Annotated in this window: 15 protein-coding genes; 14 read left to right on the forward strand and 1 reads right to left on the reverse strand. The window is 42.8% G+C overall.

Annotation, left to right across the window (positions count from 1 at the left end; genetic code table 11):
- The first annotated feature begins 476 nt into the window (after nucleotides 1–476).
- From ADG03_RS02380 to ADG03_RS02415, 8 genes are all read left to right on the forward strand, one after another.
- Complete coding sequence (locus ADG03_RS02380) at nucleotides 477–2,039, forward strand: 2-isopropylmalate synthase (RefSeq protein WP_049473040.1); 1,563 nt, start codon at nucleotides 477–479, stop codon at nucleotides 2,037–2,039.
- Between the two features lie 12 nt (nucleotides 2,040–2,051).
- On the forward strand, nucleotides 2,052–3,089 hold the full coding sequence (gene leuB / locus ADG03_RS02385; protein ID WP_049473039.1) for a 3-isopropylmalate dehydrogenase: 1,038 nt from the start codon (nucleotides 2,052–2,054) through the stop codon (nucleotides 3,087–3,089).
- 1 nt (nucleotide 3,090) lies between these two features.
- Nucleotides 3,091–3,369 (forward strand): DUF1294 domain-containing protein, encoded by a 279-nt coding sequence (locus tag ADG03_RS02390; RefSeq protein ID WP_049473038.1) that lies wholly within the window; start codon nucleotides 3,091–3,093, stop codon nucleotides 3,367–3,369.
- Between the two features lie 24 nt (nucleotides 3,370–3,393).
- Nucleotides 3,394–4,776, forward strand: coding sequence for a 3-isopropylmalate dehydratase large subunit (gene leuC, locus ADG03_RS02395; RefSeq protein ID WP_049473037.1), 1,383 nt, complete (start codon nucleotides 3,394–3,396; stop codon nucleotides 4,774–4,776).
- Between the two features lie 10 nt (nucleotides 4,777–4,786).
- Complete coding sequence (gene leuD, locus ADG03_RS02400; RefSeq protein ID WP_049473035.1) at nucleotides 4,787–5,377, forward strand: 3-isopropylmalate dehydratase small subunit; 591 nt, start codon at nucleotides 4,787–4,789, stop codon at nucleotides 5,375–5,377.
- Nucleotides 5,378–5,470: 93 nt separating this feature from the next.
- On the forward strand, nucleotides 5,471–6,256 hold the full coding sequence (locus ADG03_RS02405) for an L-threonylcarbamoyladenylate synthase (protein WP_006596430.1): 786 nt from the start codon (nucleotides 5,471–5,473) through the stop codon (nucleotides 6,254–6,256).
- 98 nt (nucleotides 6,257–6,354) lie between these two features.
- Nucleotides 6,355–6,720 (forward strand): hypothetical protein, encoded by a 366-nt coding sequence (locus tag ADG03_RS02410; protein ID WP_049473033.1) that lies wholly within the window; start codon nucleotides 6,355–6,357, stop codon nucleotides 6,718–6,720.
- Nucleotides 6,721–6,776: 56 nt separating this feature from the next.
- On the forward strand, nucleotides 6,777–7,187 hold the full coding sequence (locus tag ADG03_RS02415) for a hypothetical protein (protein WP_049473031.1): 411 nt from the start codon (nucleotides 6,777–6,779) through the stop codon (nucleotides 7,185–7,187).
- 58 nt (nucleotides 7,188–7,245) lie between these two features.
- Here the strand turns inward: ADG03_RS02415 and plsY are convergent, their stop codons facing one another.
- Nucleotides 7,246–7,890: a glycerol-3-phosphate 1-O-acyltransferase PlsY gene (gene plsY / locus ADG03_RS02420; protein WP_049473029.1), complete on the reverse strand. Its 645-nt coding sequence runs from the start codon at nucleotides 7,888–7,890 to the stop codon at nucleotides 7,246–7,248.
- 187 nt (nucleotides 7,891–8,077) lie between these two features.
- On the opposite strand from plsY, the gene parE reads away from it, so the two are divergent.
- The 6 genes from parE (at nucleotide 8,078) to ADG03_RS02460 (ending at nucleotide 16,628) form a co-directional block, all read left to right on the forward strand.
- Nucleotides 8,078–10,027: a DNA topoisomerase IV subunit B gene (parE, locus tag ADG03_RS02425; RefSeq protein ID WP_049473028.1), complete on the forward strand. Its 1,950-nt coding sequence runs from the start codon at nucleotides 8,078–8,080 to the stop codon at nucleotides 10,025–10,027.
- Nucleotides 10,028–11,016: 989 nt separating this feature from the next.
- The gene (locus ADG03_RS02440) at nucleotides 11,017–11,529 is read left to right on the forward strand and encodes a hypothetical protein (protein ID WP_049473026.1); all 513 of its coding nucleotides are present in this window, start codon (nucleotides 11,017–11,019) and stop codon (nucleotides 11,527–11,529) included.
- Entirely contained in the window at nucleotides 11,519–12,337 is an 819-nt protein-coding gene (locus tag ADG03_RS02445) for an aminoglycoside 6-adenylyltransferase (RefSeq protein WP_049473025.1), read from the forward strand. Before ADG03_RS02440 ends, ADG03_RS02445 begins: the two co-directional genes overlap by 11 nt.
- A gap of 172 nt (nucleotides 12,338–12,509) precedes the next feature.
- Nucleotides 12,510–14,963, forward strand: coding sequence for a DNA topoisomerase IV subunit A (parC, locus tag ADG03_RS02450; RefSeq protein WP_049473024.1), 2,454 nt, complete (start codon nucleotides 12,510–12,512; stop codon nucleotides 14,961–14,963).
- Between the two features lie 175 nt (nucleotides 14,964–15,138).
- The gene (locus ADG03_RS02455; RefSeq protein WP_049473023.1) at nucleotides 15,139–16,161 is read left to right on the forward strand and encodes a branched-chain amino acid aminotransferase; all 1,023 of its coding nucleotides are present in this window, start codon (nucleotides 15,139–15,141) and stop codon (nucleotides 16,159–16,161) included.
- Between the two features lie 236 nt (nucleotides 16,162–16,397).
- Entirely contained in the window at nucleotides 16,398–16,628 is a 231-nt protein-coding gene (locus ADG03_RS02460) for a DUF2969 domain-containing protein (protein ID WP_049473022.1), read from the forward strand.
- Nucleotides 16,629–16,737 lie beyond the last annotated feature (109 nt).

Raw genomic sequence — 16,737 nt, forward strand, 5'->3', positions numbered from 1 at the left:
TGACTAATTATTGAGCCTAAGGTCTCAATAATTCCGAGTGCTAGAAACAACCGTGTTTCTAGCACTTTTCTCACGGCGGAAAGTTTCATTATATGATGTGTTTAAATGATCCTAATTGTTTATATCATTATAATTTTTTAAGAGCATCTCGGTTTTCTTATGTAAAAACAGGCTGTCTATAGTCTAATTAGAATTGAAAACTCTATTTTGTTTCTATTCAAAAAATTCAGAATATTGTAGAAAATTCTTGACATTGCTTTTTCCCTATGCTAAAATACTAAACAAGACATTGAACAAAGGAGAAAGTCAAACATGAAAACAGCTAAGTTTATTCAATTTGCTTTGTTGTTGAGGTATAAGGGCTAGTGCAGAAGCATTAGTCCTGTTTGGCTTACCAAGCGGGCAAAAACATCTCGCTTGGTTAACCGAGTGAGATGTTTTTCTTTATATCCACTACATAGAAATGAGGAGACCCTATGCGTAAAGTTGAATTTTTAGATACCAGCCTTCGGGATGGCGAACAGACTCCAGGAGTTAATTTCTCTATCAAAGATAAGATTGCCATTGCTAAACAATTGGAAAAGTGGGGCATTTCTGCTATTGAAGCAGGTTTTCCTGCAGCTAGTCCTGATTCCTTCACAGCTGTTCAAGAGATTGCCAAGGTCTTGACCAAGACAGCCGTGACAGGTTTGGCCCGTTCTGTCAAATCAGATATTGATGCTTGTTATGAAGCCTTGAAGGATGCTAAGTATCCACAAATTCACGTCTTTATCGCAACCAGTCCGATTCACCGGGAGTTTAAACTCAACAAGACAAAGGAAGAAATCCTTGAAACGATCAAAGAGCACGTTTCTTACGCTCGCTCAAAATTTGAGATTGTGGAATTCTCTCCCGAAGATGCGACCCGGACGGAATTGGATTTCCTCTTGCAAGTCGTACAGACTGCAGTCGATGCTGGTGCCAGCTATATCAACATTCCTGATACAGTCGGTTTTACGACACCAGCAGAGTACGGTGCCATTTTCAAATACTTGATTGACCATGTCAAGACAGACCGCGAGATTATCTATTCCCCTCATTGCCATGATGACCTAGGTATGGCCGTGGCGAATAGCCTCGCTGCTGTTAAAAATGGTGCCCGTCGTGTCGAAGGAACCATTAATGGAATCGGGGAGCGGGCCGGCAATGCGGCACTTGAAGAAGTAGCGGTTGCTCTCAATATTCGCGAAGACTATTTCCAAGTGGAGAGTCCGATTGTCCTTAATGAAACCATCAACACCTCTGAGTTGGTTTCTCGTTACTCTGGGATTCCAATTCCTAAAAACAAGGCGGTTGTTGGTGGCAATGCCTTCTCACACGAGTCTGGGATTCACCAAGATGGGGTCCTTAAAAATCCCCTTACCTATGAAATCATTACGCCTGAGTTGGTGGGTGTTAAGAGCAATAGTCTCCCTCTTGGAAAATTGTCTGGTCGCCATGCCTTTGTCGAAAAACTGCATGAGTTAGGACTGGAATTTACAGAAGAAGACATCAAGCCATTGTTTGCTAAGTTCAAATCTCTGGCAGACAAGAAACACGAGATCACCGATGCCGATATCCGCGCCCTTGTTGCCGGTACAGCAGTGGAAAATCCAGAAGGATTCCAATTTAACGATCTCCGCTTGACAACCAATGCAGACGAAACGATTACAGCAGCGGTTAGCCTCAGCAATGAAGAAGGGGAAGTGCTTGAATTCCTTGCCAATGGTCAAGGGTCGGTTGAAGCGATCTTTAATGCGATTGATAAATTCTTCAACCAAACTGTTCGCTTGACATCTTATAATATCGATGCAGTGACAGATGGGATCGATGCCCAAGCCCGTGTCTTGGTATCCGTGGAAAATGTCGATACAGATACGATTTTCAATGCCTCTGGTTTGGACTTCGACGTATTGAAAGCCTCTGCCATCGCTTATATCAATGCTAACACGCTGGTTCAAAAAGAGAATGCGGGTGAGATGGGACGAGCTGTCTCCTACCGTGATCTTCCACAAGCCTAAGAGGAACTGAACATGACAAAGAAAATTGTAACACTTGCAGGAGATGGGATTGGCCCTGAGATCATGGCAGCTGGACTAGAGGTCCTCGCAGCCGTCGCTCCCAAAATCGGCTTTGATTATAGTCTAGAAGACAAACCTTTTGGGGGTGCTGGGATTGATGCTGCTGGCCACCCACTTCCCCAAGATACTCTAAAAGCAGCTAAAGGAGCGGATGCTATTCTTCTCGCAGCCATCGGGAGTCCTGAGTATGACAATGCTCCTGTTCGTCCAGAACAAGGCTTGCTTGCTATTCGTAAGGAATTAAATCTCTTTGCCAATATTCGTCCTGTACGGATTTTTGACGCCTTGAAACACTTGTCTCCTTTGAAGCCAGAGCGTATCGAGGGTGTTGACTTTGTGGTCGTGCGTGAATTGACAGGTGGGATTTACTTTGGAGAGCATATCTTGAAAGAAGATACAGCGCGTGATATCAATGATTACAGTGCAGAAGAAATCCGTCGGATTATGCGCCAAGCCTTCAAGATCGCGCAAGGACGTGGTAAGAAAGTGACCAGTATCGATAAGCAAAATGTCCTTGCAACTTCTAAATTGTGGCGCCAAGTGGCAGAAGAAGTGGCTAAAGAATTTCCAGATGTGACCTTAGAGCACCAGCTTGTCGATAGTGCGGCCATGATCATGATTACCAATCCAGCCCGCTTTGATGTTGTAGTGACAGAGAATCTATTCGGAGATATCTTATCTGATGAATCGAGCGTCCTTCCAGGAACACTAGGCGTGATGCCATCTGCTAGTCATTCTGACCAAGGACCAAGTATGTACGAACCGATTCATGGTTCAGCACCTGATATTGCTGGTCAAGGCATTGCCAATCCGATTTCCATGATCCTGTCCGTTGCTATGATGCTCCGAGACAGTTTTGGAGAAACAGCAGGTGCAGAAATGATCGAAGAAGCTGTCAATCAAACCTTGAATCAAGGAATCTTGACACGGGATCTAGGTGGTCAGGCTTCTACTGCAGAGATGACTGCAGCCATTATTGGGAATCTCTAAGATGACATGGAGAGATCGCTGTTTAGTTCTTATTGCTATTTGGAATAGTATCGTATTTCTGACCTATGGTTTAGATAAACGAAAAGCTATCCAAAAGAGGTGGCGGATTCCTGAAAAGGTCCTGTTACTTGAGAGCTGGCTGCTTGGTGGATTCGGAGCTCTACTAGGTGGATATCTCTTTCACCACAAGGTGCGGAAATGGTATTTTCAAGCCACCTGGTGGGGCAGTAGCCTTCTTTTAGCAGGTGTCCTCTTTCTAATCCTTCAATGGATTTCCTAATAACAAGATAAATGGAGAAAGACAATGAGTGGAAAATCTATCTTTGATAAACTTTGGGACCGCCACGTGATTACAGGAGTGGAAGGACAACCCCAACTCATGTATGTGGACCAACACTACATCCACGAAGTGACGAGTCCGCAAGCCTTTCAAGGATTACGGGATGCAGGACGCAAGGTTCGACGACCTGATTTAACCTTTGGAACCTTTGATCACAATGTTCCAACGGTCAATATTTTTGATATTCGAGATGTGATTTCAAAAGCCCAGATTGATAAATTAGCTGAGAATGTGGTGGACTTTGGGATTGATCATGCTGCTCATGGTTCTGCTAAGCAAGGAATCGTTCATATGGTGGGCCCTGAAACCGGTCGGACCCAGCCTGGAAAATTTATTGTCTGTGGAGACAGCCATACCGCAACTCACGGAGCCTTTGGTGCCATTGCCTTTGGGATTGGAACCAGTGAAGTGGAGCATGTCTTTGCTACCCAAACCATCTGGCAAGTCAAACCAAAGAAAATGTTGGTCGAATTCACCGGAACCCCACAAAAAGGGATCTATTCAAAGGATTACATCCTAGCTTTGATAGCGCTCTACGGTGTTGCTTGCGGAGTTGGCTATGTCGTAGAGTATCGAGGAGAAGCGATTGATCGCTTGACCATGGAAGAACGCATGACCATCTGTAACATGTCTATCGAGTTTGGGTCCAAAATGGGGATCATGAATCCAGATGAGACGACCTTTGACTACCTCCGGGGACGCGAATGTGTGCCAGATGATTTTGAGGCCGCAGTAGCTGATTGGAAGACTCTGGTTAGTGATGACGATGCTGTTTATGATAAGGTCATCCGAATGGATGTATCTGATCTTGCTCCGATGGTGACTTGGGGAACCAACCCTTCTATGGGAGTGGACTTTGAAACTTCTTTTCCAGAGATTCGGGACATGAACGATGAGCGTGCCTATCATTATATGGATCTAGAACCTGGCCAAAAACCAGCAGACATTGAATTAGGCTATGTCTTTATCGGATCTTGTACCAACGCGCGTCTCAGCGATTTAGAGTTGGCGGCCAAGTTTGTGAAAGGCAAAAAGATCGCACCCAACTTAACAGCCATTGTCGTACCTGGTTCTCGTCCGGTTAAGCAAGCTGCTGAAAAGTTGGGCTTGGACAAGATCTTTATGGATGCGGGCTTTGAATGGCGTGATCCAGGCTGCTCTATGTGTCTAGGAATGAATCCAGACAAGGTTCCAGATGGGGTCCATTGTGCCTCTACTAGCAATCGAAATTTTGAAGACCGCCAAGGTTTTGGGGCCAAGACCCATCTCTGTAGCCCTGCTATGGCCGCTGCAGCAGCAATAGCCGGTCGCTTTGTCGATGTGCGCCAAATGCTTGAAGTCAAGTAAAGGAGGAATCATGGAGAAATTCACCATTTATACAGGAACAACAGTTCCTTTGATGAACGATAATATTGATACCGACCAAATCCTCCCCAAGCAATTCTTAAAGTTGATTGATAAAAAAGGCTTTGGGAAATACCTCATGTATGCTTGGCGCTATTTGGATGACCAGTATACAGAGGATCCAGATTTTATCTTTAACAAGCCAGAATACCGCAAGGCGACCATTTTGATCACTGGTGACAATTTTGGGGCTGGCTCCTCTCGAGAGCACGCAGCTTGGGCTTTAGCTGACTATGGCTTTAAAGTCGTTATCGCCGGATCCTTCGGAGATATCCATTACAATAATGAGCTCAATAATGGCATGCTGCCGATTGTCCAACCACTAGAGGTTCGTCAAAAACTGGCGAGCTTGAAGCCGACAGATCCAGTCACGGTGAATTTGGAAGAGCAGAAGATTATTTCACCTGTTGGAGAATTTCGCTTTGAGATCGATCAAGATTGGAAGCACAAATTACTCAATGGTTTAGATGACATTGGCATTACACTTCAATATGAAGACTTGATCGCAGCTTATGAGAAAAATCGGCCTGCTTACTGGCAATAAAATTGTATAGTTAATTAAGAATTTTCAGAAAATATATTGAATTTGAGACTATTTTTTGATACAATACTAAAAAATAGAAAAGGAAAGAGACTTATGACAAAACACATTCAATGGGACGGAACGCTTTCACAAGAAGGATTTGACATTTTGAAAGGTGAGGGAGGCTGTATCGTCTGCCCTACAAAAGTCGGCTACATCATCATGACCAGTGACAAGGCTGGCTTGGAACGGAAGTTCGAAGCCAAAGAACGAAACCGTAACAAACCAGGTGTGGTTCTTTGCGGAAGCATGGATGAACTCCGTGCCCTTGCGCAATTGAATCCTGAAATCGAAGCCTTCTACCAAAAACATTGGGATGAAGATATCTTGCTTGGTTGTATCCTTCCTTGGCGTGAAGATGCCTATGCAAAATTACAAGCCTTTGGAGATGGACGTGAAGAACTCATGACAGACGTTCGTGGAACTTCATGTTTTGTCATCAAATTTGGTAAAGCTGGTGAGCAAATCGCCAAAGAAATGTGGGAAAAAGAAGGCAAGATGGTTTACGCTTCTTCTGCCAACCCTTCCGGTAAAGGAAACCGCGGGAAGGTCGAAGGAATCGGTGAGCGTATCGAAGGTGCCGTGGACTTGGTCATCGAAGCCGATGATTATGTAGCTTCTATCCAACCAGACAAGACCATTGAAACTCGCTATGAACAAGGCGTGATGGTCTCTATGGTTGATGCGGAAGGGAAACTCATTCCAGAACAAGGAGCAGGTAGCCGTTCTGTCAATACTTGTCCAGTTGTGATCCGTAAAGGATTGGATATCGATAAGATCATGATGCACTTATCTGATCATTTCAACTCTTGGAACTACCGCCAAGGGGAATACTATTAAGAAACAGAAAAAGCATTCCATTTGGGATGCTTTTTTTGTGAAAGGATAAAAGATGGTATAATAGAGTCAAACAATGTTCCAATAAAAGGGGAAGTGGTATGGTCTCCAGAAAAGCATTTATCGATAAAGCCAATCAGGAAGGTTTTTCCTTCAACATCCAAATCCCATGGTGGACGTACAATAACTTCAAGTCATTAGTTTGGAGAAAAAGGCTCTCTGAGGAGCAAGTCTATCAGATCTTTCTTTTACTTTGTAGAGAGGTAGAAGACCGGCAAATGCAGGCAGTAGCCGATAAGAGAAAGTATCAGACCGGATTTTATATAGTCGCATGCAATGGTCGGGAGTTTCGCTTTGAGTTTGCTTTTAAAAAGAACCAAGAACTAAGAGTTTATAATCTCTTTGAGACCGTCAATGGTCGCAAGAAACTCACCCTGATGGACCTGCTTGATTACATAATGGATTGACTGTGTGTAGAAACAATAAGGGTTCGCTAAAGATTGATAAAAGAAAGAGTAGTTCTATGATTTCAAGAGATGCATTTTTAGAAAGAATCAATCAGGAGGGATTTTCATTTAGTATTGACATCCCGCGCAGAAATTTTTCGGATTTTACATCATTAGTTCGGAGAAGAAGAATTTCAGAAGAAGACCTCTATCAGTTGTTTTATAACTATTGTCAGGAGCTAGAAAACTGTCTAAAAGAAGCAGGAGATAAGCGTCGCTTACTCTTCAATAAATTTCCAGTTAGCCCCGTTCATGATAAATATAAAACGATATTTGATACAGTAGCACCCAACGGACGCGAATTCCGCTTTGAGTTTGTCTTCAGTAACGACAATCGTTTAAAAGTTTATCATCTTATCGAAACGGTTAATGGTCGTAGGAAAAAAACACCTATGGAAATACTGATGGACCTAGTCGATGCATTATAATGAGGATCTGTTCAAAAGTATAAGGGGGATCCAACCAAAAAAAACTAGAGCGCATACTCTAGTTTTTTGGTTGTTGATGGGTGATGTTTTTTCCCCAAGGGATAAGATTTTCTTTTTTCTCCTTGATCCGTTGGATATTGTCCTTATGTCGAAGAATGATCAAGGTCGCTAAGGCCAAAACAATGACTGTAAAAAGCGGATCATAGCTGTGCAAGATCCATCCAGTCAAAGGGAGAAGGAGGACTGAAAGAATGGCGAGTAACGCAACGGTAACACTCGAAAATGAGATCATACTGGTTAAATACAGGCTGGCTACAAAATAAACAGCTAAAATGAGTAGCAGGATAGGCGAGAAACCAAGTAAGACACCAGCACTCGTCGCCACTGCTTTTCCACCCTTGAATCCAGCAAAAATTGGGAAAGTGTGCCCCAAAACGGCTAAGAGACCAAAGACCATCGGCGAGATCCCCTGAATTCCAAAGAAAGTCGGAAGGAGAACGGCCAAAGTTCCTTTTAAGAAATCAATCGCAAAGACAATGATCCCAGCTTTCTTTCCTAAAATCCGAAAGGTATTGGTCGTTCCAGTATTGCCCGAGCCATGTTCCCGTAAATTAATATGGAAAAAAATTTTCCCAATCCATAATCCCGAAGGAATGGAGCCTAACAGATAGGCCAAAATTAAAACACTTATTTCTTTTATCATAGTTTCATTATATCAAAAAGCCATCGATAGAAAAAGCAATTTCTGGAGTTCAAGTGTGACATCTGAAGAAAGTTCTCAGCTAACATTTTTTACTGGGATATAGAAATCTCCATATAAAGAGAAAAAATTTTGCAAAATTTCCTAAAAAACTGTAATATAGAAAAGATGAACAAACAGGAGGTTCCTTGTGGCAAAAAAGGAAATCAATATTAATAATTATAATGACGATGCCATTCAGGTACTAGAAGGGTTGGATGCAGTCCGAAAACGTCCAGGGATGTATATCGGATCGACCGACGGAAATGGCTTGCATCACATGGTCTGGGAGATCGTAGATAATGCGGTCGATGAAGCCTTGTCTGGCTTTGGATCACAAATCGATGTAACGATTAATAAAGATGGTTCTCTATCGGTAGAAGACCAGGGACGTGGAATGCCGACCGGGATGCATGCTATGGGTAAACCAACCGTTGAGGTGATCTTTACGGTTCTCCACGCCGGAGGGAAGTTTGGTCAAGGAGGCTATAAGACATCTGGAGGTCTTCACGGAGTGGGATCTTCTGTCGTCAATGCCCTTTCTAGCTGGCTAGAGGTAGAAATTACTCGTGATGGAGCTGTCTACAAGCAACGTTTTGAAGATGGGGGAAAACCAGTTACGACCCTTGAAAAGATCGGTTCCGCTCCCAAGTCAAAGACAGGGACCAAGGTCACCTTCATGCCAGATCCAACCATTTTTTCAACGACAGATTTCAAATTCAATACCATTGCTGAGCGAATCAAAGAATCAGCCTTCTTGCTGAAGGACGTGACGCTGACGCTGACTGATCTCCGCAAGGAAGAAGACAACCATGTGGCCTTTCACTATGAAAATGGTGTCCAAGATTTCGTAGAGTACTTGAATGAAGATAAGGAAACTTTGACACCTGTTCTCTACTTTAGTGGCGAATCGGATGGTTTTCAGGTAGAAGTGGCCATGCAATACAATGATGGCTACTCAGATAACATCTTGTCCTTCGTTAATAATGTCCGCACTAAAGATGGGGGAACCCATGAGACGGGTCTGAAGACAGCCATTACCAAGGCTATGAACGACTATGCAAGAAAGACAGGACTCCTCAAAGAAAAAGACAAGAATCTGGAAGGATCAGACTACCGTGAAGGTTTGTCTGCTGTTCTCTCTATCCTGGTTCCAGAAGCTCATTTGCAGTTTGAAGGGCAAACCAAAGACAAATTAGGAAGTCCCTTAGCTCGTCCAGTCGTTGATAGCATTGTTTCGGATAAATTGACCTTCTTCCTCATGGAAAATGGGGAATTGGCTTCTAATCTGATACGCAAGGCTATTAAGGCTCGAGATGTGCGTGAAGCCGCTCGTAAAGCGCGGGATGAAAGCCGAAATGGCAAGAAGAGCAAAAAGGACAAGGGACTTTTGTCTGGTAAATTGACACCAGCCCAGTCTAAAAATCCTAAGAAAAACGAACTCTATCTGGTCGAAGGAGACTCTGCTGGCGGTTCTGCCAAACAAGGACGGGACCGGAAGTTCCAAGCGATTCTTCCACTTCGTGGGAAGGTTCTTAATACTGAGAAGGCCAATATGAGTGATATCCTCAAGAACGAGGAAATCAACACCATGATCTACACTATCGGTGCTGGAGTTGGGGCAGATTTCTCTGTGGAAGACGCCAACTATGATAAGATCATTATCATGACCGATGCGGATACGGATGGTGCCCACATTCAAACCCTCCTCTTAACTTTCTTCTATCGTTATATGCGCCCTTTGGTAGAAGCAGGTCATGTCTACATTGCACTTCCTCCTCTTTATAAGATGTCGAAAGGCAAAGGAAAAAAAGAAGAAGTAGCCTATGCTTGGACAGATAGCGAATTAGAAGAGTTGCGTCGGACCTTTGGCCGTGGAGCAACCCTCCAACGTTACAAAGGGTTGGGGGAAATGAATGCGGATCAGCTTTGGGAAACCACCATGAATCCAGAAACTCGTACCTTGATCCGTGTCACCATTGATGATTTAGCGCGTGCAGAACGCCGTGTTTCCGTCCTTATGGGTGATAAGGCTGCACCACGTCGTCAATGGATCGAAGACAATGTTAAGTTTACCTTGGAAGAAACGACTGCGTTTTAAGGGTGTGAGTGATGGCTCTCTACTTAGGTTTTCTTTTATTAGTCATTTTGTCACCGATTCTTCTTGCAATCAACTTGAATCGTCGAAGAATTAGACTATTAGGGTTGTATGCACCGGTCGTGTTTACTCTCTGCATGCTTAAGGTAATTGAATCCAATATTAGACTCACAGAATCTGGTTCTTTAGAGGCAAGCTTACTCATGTTTTTTTATGGATTCCCCTTGATAATTGGATCTTTAATCTTTACACTGATTCGATTGCGTTTCGTCTATCAGAAAAAAATCTGGAAGGCATTATTGATTTTTCTATCCTATATTTTTGGTCCTCTACTTGTAGGTGTTTTGGGCTTGTCTGTGGTAATGCTATTTCAGCTCCATCAGGTTATATTTGTAGTCATTATTTTGATGATTCTGGTTTCTTATCTACCTCCTATTTATCTCTATTATTTCGACCGAGATCAGTAGGACTCAGCTAGAAAGTAAAAATTATGGATTTTTTAATTACTACATTCAATCATTTTTACCAATTGTATATTGTCTTGTTTCTATCCATCTTCATTGCCTTTTGGTTGAATTGGAAAAAGAAAAATTTTTATGGCTTGTATTATCCAATTTGTTTAACAGTCATGACTTATTGTGTCGTACAATTTGATTCATTCGACGTTGTTGAGAGGGCTCTTCCCTTCATGCTAATAGTCTTTGCTGTTCAACTAATGGTAATAGTCCTAGGTGTTCCCTTGGTGGTAATTGCCTTGCTTTATCACGTCATACGATTATTTTCAATTTTTCCTAAATATGGATGGAAAATCATCCTGATCATCTTCGCTTATCTAGTAAGTGCGGTCCTTTTTTACCGGGTTATGGCTAGTATACCGGAAGAGTTTTTGCAACACCGAAGCATGATGATAAGGTTAATGTTCCTGTCTCTTTTTCTATCTTATTTGCCAGCCATATTTTTGATCATTAGCCAGAATCGTAAGAAGGTGTGAAATGAATGATTTATTATTTATGATTAGTATGTCTCTTAGTTTTGTACTCCCATTGATTGCTTTGGCTATTGCTTTATTTATTGAAAGGCAATTAGATAAAAGGAAAAAACCATTTTTTGGTCTCTTTTTTCCTATTATGCTATGTCTGACAATATATGAACACGGGTTAATAAAATTTCAGGATACTGCGACAAGTTTGGAAGTTGGAGCTGTTCTCTTATTTTTCTGTTATCCCTTGTTGCTTATAGCGCTTCTTTATAGTGGAATTCGTCTCTATCTTGTCTATAAGGATAGAGTGTGGAAAGTAATTGGCATTGTCTCCTATTATCTAGTTGCCAGTTGGATTGCTTTTTGTACTCCTAGTGAGCACTTTATGACTAATTTAGGTCGCATGCGACTGCTAGAAGTAGCTATATTGATTGGATTCTTTCTCCCATCTCTTTATCTTTATTTAGACAAAGACCAACAATTCCAAGCATCCCATAGCGGTGAAGGAGTAGAAGATGAGAACTGAGACAGAAATGATGGACCTGATCTTGCAGATAGCTGAATCCCTGCAAGTGGAAGCAGTGGCCTTATCCGGTTCGCGATCCGATATCCACTCTCTAAGAGATGAGTTTCAAGATTATGATGTGGTTTATATTGTTGAGAATCTGGAGGACTTGATATCTGATTTATCTTGGCTAGACCAGTTTGGAATACGGCTGATTGAACAGCACAATGTCCTTGGACACCGTCGTCTTTACCTCACGCTCTTTGAAGACGGCAACCGTATCGATTTGACCCTCTGTCCCAAGGAGCACATTCAAGAGTGGGTGGACAGCGAAGCAAATTTTGAAGTTATAAAGGACGACAAAGGCTTATTTGAAGCCTATCAGCCTAATTCCAAGCGCTACTGGACCGCTCCTCCTACTGAAGAGGAATTTGCAGCATCCTGCAATGAATTTTGGTGGGTATCGGCTTATGTTGTCAAGGCCATTCGAAGAAATCAGCTTATCTATGCGACCGATCACCTCTATGGCATTTGTCAGCAAGAACTCCTCAAGGTCTTAGCTTGGCAGGTGACAAGCGATAAGGGAGTAGTTGACATCGGAAAGAACTACAAGTACCTCTTCCAGTACCTTCCAGCTGAGCAAGAGAAGGAGTTCTCAGCTTTACTTGATTTATCTAGTTTCGATAAAATCACTCAGTCTTTATTTTCTACCATGAAGGGATTCGATCGAGAAGCTCAATTTCTGGCCCAAAAGATGGGATTTGCTTACGATATGGAAGTTGCAGAGAAAATGATTTCTTATGCTAAAGAGAAACTTTCAAATCATTAATGAATCTATTTTAAACTAAAAAAAGGATCCTTTGGTTACTTGGTGTAACTGAGTTCCTCTATATATAAAAGACTACTCAACATTCTTTGAAAGGAGTTGAACACGCCCTTAGTGCTGTGTGAAAAAGATAAATTTCTTATTTTCACTTTGTATTTTACGGGCTTTGTATCTTATGTCTAATATCCAAAATATGTCCCTGGAGGACATCATGGGGGAGCGCTTTGGTCGCTACTCCAAATACATTATTCAAGAACGGGCTCTTCCTGATATTCGGGATGGCTTGAAACCTGTTCAACGGCGGATTCTTTATTCTATGAATAAGGATGGCAATACCCATGACAAAGGCTATCGCAAGTCTGCCAAGTCTGTCGGTAATATCATGGGGAATTTCCACCCTCACGGGGACAGTTCTATCTATGATGCCATGGTCCGCATGTCTCAAGACTGGAAGAACCGCGAGATCCTTGTCGAAATGCACGGAAACAATGGTTCCATGGACGGTGATCCACCTGCGGCCATGCGTTATACCGAGGCGCGTTTATCTGAAATTGCTGGTTATCTTTTGCAAGATATCGAAAAGAACACAGTACCATTTGCCTGGAACTTTGACGATACAGAAAAAGAGCCAACGGTTTTGCCTGCCGCTTTTCCAAATCTCTTGGTCAATGGGGCAACAGGGATTTCGGCTGGTTACGCGACTGATATTCCGCCACACAATCTTGCTGAAGTCATTGATGCTGTGGTCTACATGATCGACCATCCATCTGCCAAGGTAGACAAGCTCATGGAGTTTCTACCTGGACCTGATTTCCCAACTGGCGCCATTATCCAAGGACGGGATGAGATCAAGAAAGCCTACGAAACCGGTAAGGGCCGGGTGGTTGTCCGCTCTAAAACAGAGATCGAGCAACTCAAAGGCGGTAAGCAGCAAATCGTTGTTACCGAGATCCCTTATGAGATCAACAAGGCTGTTTTGGTCAAGAAGATCGACGATGTCCGTGTTAACAACAAGGTGGCCGGTATTGCGGAAGTCCGGGATGAGTCTGACCGAGATGGTCTTCGCATTGCCATTGAGCTCAAAAAAGATGCCAATGCAGACTTGATCTTGAATTACTTGTTCAAGTATACAGACCTGCAGGTCAATTACAACTTCAATATGGTGGCGATTGACAATTATACCCCTCGTCAAGTGGGGATCGTACCGATTCTCTCTAGCTACATTGCTCACCGTCGGGATATTATTGTCGCTCGCTCGCGCTTTGATAAGGAAAAGGCAGAACGACGCCTCCACATCGTAGAGGGCTTGATCCGCGTCATTTCTATCCTCGATGAAGTCATCGCCTTGATCCGTGCTTCTGATAATAAGGCAGATGCTAAAGAAAACCTCAAGGTCAGCTACGATTTCACGGAAGAACAAGCAGAAGCTATTGTTACCTTGCAATTGTACCGCTTGACCAATACGGATATCGTCACCTTGGAAGAAGAGCATGCCAGTCTCAAGGAGCAAATCGCGACTTTGGCAGCCATCATTGGGGATGAACGGACCATGTTCAACCTCATGAAGAAGGAGTTGCGTGAAGTCAAGAAGCTCTTTGGTAATCCGCGTCGTAGTGAATTGCAAGACACTGCTAAAACGATCGAGATTGATACAGCCAGTCTCATTGTTGAAGAGGAAACCTTCGTCAGTGTAACCCGTGCGGGTTACATTAAACGGACCTCGCCTCGTTCTTTCAATGCCTCAACACTGGAAGAAGTCGGTAAGCGAGACGATGACGAGTTGATTTTCGTAGAGCCTGCTAAGACCACTCAGCATCTCTTACTTTTTACCAACTTGGGGAATGCCATTTATCGACCAATTCACGAATTGACAGATACCAAGTGGAAGGATATCGGAGAGCACCTCAGTCAGACCTTGACCAATTTTGAGCAAGAGGAAGAAATTCTCTTTGCGGAGATTGTGGATCGGTTTGAGGGAGTAACCTACTTTGCGGCAACTCAACAAGGACAAATCAAGCGCTTTGAACGCAAGGAATTGAGCCCATGGCGGACTTATCGTTCTAAATCGACTAAGTATGCTAAGCTAAAAGACCAAGACGACCGTATCGTAGCAGTTGCGCCAGTTGTCCTTGAAGACATCATGATTATTACCAAAAATGGGTATGGGTTGCGCTTCAATATTGAGGAGGTCCCTGTCGTAGGAGCCAAAGCAGCAGGGGTCAAAGCCATTAACCTGAAAGACGGAGATCAAGTTGCTGCCGCCTTTAAGTCAACGACTCCAAGCATGTACATTCTGACTCAACGAGGCAGTCTCAAACGGATGTTACAAGACGATATTCCTGTGACCAGTCGGGCCAAACGGGGACTACAGGTCTTGCGTGAGTTGAAAAATAAACCACACCGCGTCTTCAAGGCAGGTCCAGTTTTCACGGACCAGGGAGATTTTGATCTCTTTACGAGCCAAGAAGAAGTGGCAGAACAAGATCAAATCCTTCAGATCACTTCCACAACAGGTCAGGTGACAGAAGTTGATTTGACACAATTAAGCATTTCTGAAAGAACAAGCAATGGATCCTTTGTCAACGATACCATTTCGGATCAAGAAGTTTTTTCAGCTACTATCAAATAAGAGAAAGCGTCGGTCCATTCTAGGACTGACTTTCTTTGAAAATAAATTTTCTGAAAATTGAAAATTTCGCTTGAAATTCTCATGAAATGGTGTACAATAGTGTACATAGATTGAGAAACTGAATCGACCTGCATCAGATCGACAAGGAATAGAAAAAATTAAAAGGAGCACTATCATGACAGTATCACTTGATTGGGAAAACCTTGGCTTTTCATATATGAAATTACCTTATCGCTATTTGGCACATTATCGCAATGGAGCTTGGGAAAAAGGGGAATTGACAGAAGATGCGACTTTGCATTTGTCCGAATCTTCTCCAAGTTTGCATTACGGTCAGCAAGCCTTTGAAGGGTTGAAAGCCTACCGTACAAAAGATGGAAGCGTCCAATTGTTCCGTCCAGATGAAAATGCTAAACGTTTGCAACGTACAGCAGATCGTTTGTTGATGCCTCAAGTTCCAACGGATATGTTTGTGGATGCTTGTAAGGCAGTTGTAAAAGCAAATGAAGAGTATGTTCCACCGTATGGTACAGGAGCTACCCTTTACCTTCGTCCTCTTTTGATCGGTATTGGAGATATTATTGGCGTAAAACCAGCAGATGAGTATATCTTTACTATCTTTGCCATGCCTGTCGGTAACTACTTTAAAGGTGGTTTGGTTCCAACGAACTTCTTGATTCAAGATGAGTATGACCGTGCTGCACCACATGGTACTGGGGCTGCAAAAGTTGGTGGGAACTACGCAGCTAGTATGTTGCCAGGTAAGATTGCGCATGATCGTAACTTCTCTGACGTGATTTATCTCGATCCAGCGACGCACACCAAGATTGAAGAAGTTGGTTCTGCAAACTTCTTTGGAATCACTGCTAATAACGAATTTGTGACCCCATTGAGTCCTTCTATCTTGCCATCGATCACCAAGTACTCTTTACTTTATTTGGCAGAACACCGTCTTGGTATGACACCAATTGAAGGGGATGTCTTTATCAATGATTTGGATCGCTTTGTAGAAGCAGGAGCTTGTGGTACCGCAGCTGTCATCTCTCCAATCGGAGGCGTTCAACACGGAGATGACTTCCATGTCTTCTATTCTGAAACAGAGGTAGGTCCTGTCACACGGAAACTCTATGACGAGTTGACCGGTATCCAATTTGGCGATGTCGAAGCGCCAGAAGGATGGATTGTCAAAGTCGATTAAAACGAAAGCATCTGAGACAAAAGTGTCCAAGCTTCAATGAGAACGAGTCTTAACGAAAGAACACAGCAGCTAATGTTTCTCTTCATTCGCTTTTAGGCTCAAAAGAGTGCCGAATGACCTTTTCGGGGGTGGGATAAAGAAGGAATTTCTAACTAAATTCTTTCTGACCCACTCCCTTTTCTCTTGCGTCATCAAGAGAATTTTTGTAAAATAGAAAAAGTGAAAAGAGGGTTGAAATGAGTAAAAAAGATAAGAAAATTGAGATTCAAATCGTTGATAGTAAAGTAACCGTCGGAAAAGATACTTTTGATGGGTTCACTTTGTCCATTGGAAAGAAAACGATTGGTGAAATTGCAGACATGTCTGGTCAATTTGCCATTATCAAAAATGGAAATGTGGATTCTCTTTACAAAAAACTTGAAAAAGCCGTTGAAATTTTAATAGAAAATTATAATTTGAATAAATAAGGGCTTGCAATCATAGTAAATCAATGGTATAATAGATCCTGTTGATTTATATGGAGAGATAGCGAAGAGGCTAAACGCGGCGGACTGTAAATCCGCTCCTTCGGGTTCG

It is taken from the genome of Streptococcus parasanguinis (assembly GCF_001069785.1).
Lineage (GTDB): Bacteria > Bacillota > Bacilli > Lactobacillales > Streptococcaceae > Streptococcus > Streptococcus parasanguinis_T.

Bases quoted from the DNA above. Each gene is read 5' to 3' on its own strand.
- ADG03_RS02440 (WP_049473026.1), top strand. From the start codon at position 11,017: ATGAATGATTTATTATTTATGATTAGTATGTCTCTTAGTTTTGTACTC.
- ADG03_RS02455 (WP_049473023.1), top strand. From the start codon at position 15,139: ATGACAGTATCACTTGATTGGGAAAACCTTGGCTTTTCATATATGAAA.
- ADG03_RS02415 (WP_049473031.1), top strand. From the start codon at position 6,777: ATGATTTCAAGAGATGCATTTTTAGAAAGAATCAATCAGGAGGGATTT.
- plsY (WP_049473029.1), bottom strand. From the start codon at position 7,890: ATGATAAAAGAAATAAGTGTTTTAATTTTGGCCTATCTGTTAGGCTCC.
- ADG03_RS02410 (WP_049473033.1), top strand. From the start codon at position 6,355: ATGGTCTCCAGAAAAGCATTTATCGATAAAGCCAATCAGGAAGGTTTT.
- ADG03_RS02460 (WP_049473022.1), top strand. From the start codon at position 16,398: ATGAGTAAAAAAGATAAGAAAATTGAGATTCAAATCGTTGATAGTAAA.
- parC (WP_049473024.1), top strand. From the start codon at position 12,510: ATGTCTAATATCCAAAATATGTCCCTGGAGGACATCATGGGGGAGCGC.
- ADG03_RS02405 (WP_006596430.1), top strand. From the start codon at position 5,471: ATGACAAAACACATTCAATGGGACGGAACGCTTTCACAAGAAGGATTT.
- leuC (WP_049473037.1), top strand. From the start codon at position 3,394: ATGAGTGGAAAATCTATCTTTGATAAACTTTGGGACCGCCACGTGATT.
- leuD (WP_049473035.1), top strand. From the start codon at position 4,787: ATGGAGAAATTCACCATTTATACAGGAACAACAGTTCCTTTGATGAAC.
- leuB (WP_049473039.1), top strand. From the start codon at position 2,052: ATGACAAAGAAAATTGTAACACTTGCAGGAGATGGGATTGGCCCTGAG.
- ADG03_RS02445 (WP_049473025.1), top strand. From the start codon at position 11,519: ATGAGAACTGAGACAGAAATGATGGACCTGATCTTGCAGATAGCTGAA.
- ADG03_RS02390 (WP_049473038.1), top strand. From the start codon at position 3,091: ATGACATGGAGAGATCGCTGTTTAGTTCTTATTGCTATTTGGAATAGT.
- ADG03_RS02380 (WP_049473040.1), top strand. From the start codon at position 477: ATGCGTAAAGTTGAATTTTTAGATACCAGCCTTCGGGATGGCGAACAG.